3 protein-coding genes are annotated in these 4569 nt (G+C 60.2%); all 3 read left to right on the plus strand.

The genetic code is table 11. The annotated features are described in order from the left end of the window. Nucleotides 1-386: 386 nt before the first annotated feature. The 3 genes from G3N94_RS39880 (at nt 387) to G3N94_RS39890 (ending at nt 4383) form a co-directional block, all read left to right on the plus strand. Nucleotides 387-764, plus strand: coding sequence for a hypothetical protein (locus G3N94_RS39880; protein WP_205799683.1), 378 nt, complete (start codon nt 387-389; stop codon nt 762-764). Nucleotides 765-777: 13 nt separating this feature from the next. Further along, nucleotides 778-1326 carry a hypothetical protein gene (locus G3N94_RS39885; protein ID WP_205799684.1) on the plus strand — a complete coding sequence of 183 codons (549 nt, stop codon included), beginning with the start codon at nt 778-780 and terminating at the stop codon, nt 1324-1326. Nucleotides 1327-1437: 111 nt separating this feature from the next. After that, complete coding sequence (locus tag G3N94_RS39890; protein ID WP_205799685.1) at nt 1438-4383, plus strand: hypothetical protein; 2946 nt, start codon at nt 1438-1440, stop codon at nt 4381-4383. Nucleotides 4384-4569: the final 186 nt, after the last annotated feature.

A 4569-nucleotide genomic window follows, 5' to 3' on the forward strand; every position in this document is an offset into this window, starting at 1 on the left:
TCGCGGCTGCGCGAAACGACCTGCAACTCTGAGTCATGCTCTGACATAGGTGTCCACCTCCGTTTGGTGGACACATGCTGGCCTCTCAGAGCGTCACTGGGTAGACGTCGTTAGTCGATCGCATACACTGAAGCCACACTCTCGCAAGTAGCGCGTCAGCCTGACTCGCCTGCACTCATCCAACGTCATCTCACGCTTCCATGCCCCCACCGGGCAGGGCTGGTCGCGTCCATCATCCGTCCACCATAAGGACCCTTATGAACCCCTCCACACCTCCGTCCGGCTGGCCTCCGGTTTCCCAATCAGGCCGCGTCACGTACCGCCCAGCGACTTCCGAAGATGCCACCGAGCTCGCCCACAAGCTGCGCCAGTCGGATATCGCAGAGATGGCCCTGACGTGGAACCGAAGCCCCGAAACGCGCCTAGCTGAATCCGTCCGCGTATCCACTGGGTGCTGGGCCTTGCTGATCGATGGCGAGATTGAGGCGCTGTTTGGTCTCGTCCGTTACCCGATGGTCAATGTGCCGTGGATGCGCTGTTCCGCTGCAATCGCTGGCCACACCCGCGAGCTGTTGTCGCATGCGCGCGCTTGGCTCGATAGCGTTCGTGATACCCGCGTGCCACTGGCCAATACCGTGGCATCGAGCAATGCGGAAGCCATCACCATGCTGGAACACCTGGGCTTCGCCATTGGCGATGTTGTGCCGAACCAGGGGCCTCCTGGAAGTTTCCGCTTCTTCTATGAGGTGCCGCGTCATGTGTGAGCCCGTTAGCACCATGACCATTACGAGCATGGCAATGAGCGCGGCTGGAGCAGTGGCTTCCTACGTAGGCCAGAGCCAAGCAGCAAAGCGCCAAGGTGATGCAGCCCAGGCCGCTTACGACTCGCAGGTAACGCAGACCAGGAATGAAATGGTCCAGCAGAGTCAGGCAGCGGCTGAGCAAATGTCCGAACGAGCGCGCCAAGCGATGATTGAGACCGGCCACCTCCAGGCCCTTGCGGTTGACTCAGGGACCAACGGCGGGGGTAGCAATGACCGCGTGGCCAACGAATCCAACTTCAACGCTGGTCAGGACATTGCAGCCATGCAGGCGAACGCGTCGTCAGCTCAGCGCCAGATGGTCAATGGCCTTCGCGGCAGCTACGCGCAAGCAGTCTCCCGCACGGCCAGCATCCAACAGCCCAGCCTCGTCGGCACCGGCCTTCAAATCGCTGGCGGTGCTCTTAACGCATACACCTCCCAGGAATCCATCAAGAACCGCGTTACGGGCGGAGTCCCCGGCTCTAACGCCTACGGCTTCAAGATGCCTGGATCATCGACCTAACAACCTCACACCGACATGCCGCAATCTCCCAATTCCCCGCTGTCCATCACTGGCCGTCCTGAGGTTCCCGTTACGGGCCGTCAGGTCTTTTCTCAGCCTCAAGAGCGGCCCGTGGATACCTACGCAGCACCGCAGCAGGACCCAGCCCTTCACGGGCTCCTTTCCGGGCTCCAGACTTTCAATCCAGCGCTCCAGGAATACGTCAACCTGGAGAACCAGCGAGACGCCACGCAGGCATTCAAGCAGGGCACCGCCCAGGGCCAGCTCAGTGACTCCGGGCTGGTCGATGCGCAGGCTGGCGGAATCAAGGTCCCGCCCCCGGCCGCTGATTCCCGTGTGGACCCAGCGTTCAACGATACGTTCGCTCAGGGCTACCGTAACGCGGTGGGCGCGAAGATTGGCAACCAGGTACAGACGGACATCCTGAGCGCCTACCAGCAGGGTAAGAATGCTGACGACTTCGACCCGGAGAAGTTCCTCCACGAGCAGGTCGCGCAACATACGGCTGGCCTCACGGACCCGGCCATTGTCGACCAGGTGTCAAAGAGTGTGGCCGCTACGGCTGATCATGTTCGCCAGGACTTCGCTCAGACCAAGTTCCAGCGCTTGAAGGAGACAGCATTCGGAAACTTCTCCGCTGTCGCTGATGGCGTCCTGGACCCCTCGAAGAGTCTCCAGCAGATGTGGGATGGAGTGCAGCAGACGCTGGAGCCGATGCGCGGTCAGATGGGCATGATGACTCGTCCGGAGATGGCTGACATGCTCCTGGACAAGATCAACAATCTCTCATCCCAAGCCAACGGCCGGCCTGAGCTGTTCGACCTCTTCACCCAGTTCAAGGACCCGCACACGGGCCTGACGCTCCAGCAGATGAACCCGAAGATTCAATCTGAGGCCACGCGGCTCCAGCATCGGGCCACTGAAGAGCAGAACCAGCGCATCGAGCAGGCGCAGCAAACGGACTTCTTCAAGAGGACCGTAGCGGACGAGGAAGCTGCAAGTCAGGGCAAACAGCCGGACCTCAACGACTTCGTGAACCGCATTGGCCCGCTGAATCAGTTCAAGTCAGCGAGCGCTGCCCTGGGCGAGTATCGGCGGCTTCAGGGCATGGCCGACAGCGCACTACAGAGCCGACAAGCGATGTACGCAGTCAGTACAGGGACGGCCTGGGCGCTCGACAAGAAAGACGCTCAGTCGGCGCTGGATACGGTCCAGGAGCCAGCGGTGCAGGCGCTGATTGGTGCTGCCAGCGGCATGGAGTCTGGGGACTTCTCGCGGCACCCAATCGTTCAGCAGGCGCTGTCCGCAATTGTCCATTCGACCTCTCAATCCGGCCGAAGTGATTTAGCGAACAGCAAATTGAAGGGGCTGATTGATGGGACGGTCAATGCCGAGGCTCCACGGGGTGGGGAGCCGTCAACACAGTTCAGCATCGCGTCTGCTCTTTACGGCGGGTTACCTGATCAGATTCGCGCGCTGTACTTTGACGAGAAAGCCTCCACGGTTTTCGATACCTACCAGCGGGACCGCATGAGCGGGATTGATCCGGCCAATGCGATGCAAAACGCCTACCGTGCAATTTCGCCTGAAGCACTCAAGGCCGCGAAGGAAATCACCAGCGACCCACAATGGAAGCAGCGCGTGGCAAGTACGGTGGCGAACCTCACCACGAGCCGCCTACAGCACTGGCCTGTTGTGGGCTGGATTGCCAACGCTGTTGGGCGCGGCGCGGCGGTCAATGAGCAGGCGGTCAATACCTGGGCACAGCTAGAGCTCCAGCATTACTACCAGCGCAACCCGAACGCCACACAGGATCAAGCTGACCAGTACATCACTCGCAAAGTGCAGGCTAATTTCGTGTATGACCAGACAAACCGCATCAATGTGCAAGTGCCAGCCGGACAGGCCAGTGATGCCGCGAAGGATGCCATTAACAGCTACCTTGAGAATGCGCGAGAAAAGTACGGTATTCCGGATGAGCAGGGCTTCGTATCCCGCACGGTCGGGGGCTTGCTGGGCATTCCGCCTGACCAGCACCAATCGGTTGGACTGATCTACAGCAAGGACGGCAACTACCAACTCACGTGGTTCAGTAATGGCGCTCCGCTTCACAAGCTGGAGGATGTCTCGTTCAGTCAAATCATGACGCAGGCCGCGAGCCAGAAGATTCTCACGCAGAGCGAGCGCGCTGAGATGTCGGCACTCAAACAGAGGCTGAACTCTGGCGCGGCCACCACACAAGACCTTGTTGACCACGCCGAGGTGCTGGCCAAAGCAACAAGCCTCAGGTGGGTCAACGACACCACACGGGCTCAGATTGAGAGGGTCCGTGACGGCGCATTCAGTGGGGCACTGAGTAACGTCTTCAACTTCCCCACTGCGCCTACCTCCTTCGCTGGTCTCTCAGGCTCCCGTCTGACTGGCCAGGGCTCGAAGATTCAAGTGAAGCAGGCTGAAGACTTCCTTTTGAGCATCAACCGCCTCAACCCCTTCGACTCCACCAGCTTGGCCGCATCACTTACTGCGATGGGCGAGGGGCTGGTCCTGAAAGCCACGCCTGACCCGAACCCTAAGGCAGGGAACAACATCGGCTATGGCTACAACCTGAACGCCAACGCAGGAACCATCGCAGAGGACTTCCGCCGCGCTGGCATCCCCGCTACGTCCATCGACGGTATCAAGGCGGGAACTGTTCAGATCACCCCGGAGCAAGCAGCACGGCTCCTGGAGGTCACCCTTCCGCGCTACGCAGAGCGAGCCAAGCAGGCAGTGGAAGCTGTCAATCCTGGGCTCTGGCCGATGATCAACCAGGCTCAGAAGGCTGCACTCACGGACGTTGCGTACCAAGTGGGTGACGTGGGCCAGTTCCATAAGGCCATTGGCGCACTCGCTCGGAAAGACCTGGCGGGCTTCAACGATGCACTGAAGGTGACCTACCTGGACAAGGGTGGGAACCGTAGGGAGGACGTTCGCCGGAACAACCTCCGTTCTCTCATGATCAACGGTCCGATTGCGTTCTTCCAAGGTATCAAGGAGGCCGCGCGGACTTCCCGTTAGTCCTCATCCGTTCCCACCCATGCCGCCCCGCCAGTGATGGTGAGGGCGGCTTTTCTTTTTCGTATGCGATCGACTAACGACGTCTACCCAGTGACGCTCTGAGAGGCCAGCATGTGTCCACCAAACGGAGGTGGACACCTATGTCAGAGCATGACTCAGAGTTGCAGGTCGTTTCGCGCAGCCGCG

It is taken from the genome of Burkholderia sp. Ac-20353 (assembly GCF_017104785.1).
In the GTDB taxonomy this organism is placed as follows: domain Bacteria; phylum Pseudomonadota; class Gammaproteobacteria; order Burkholderiales; family Burkholderiaceae; genus Burkholderia.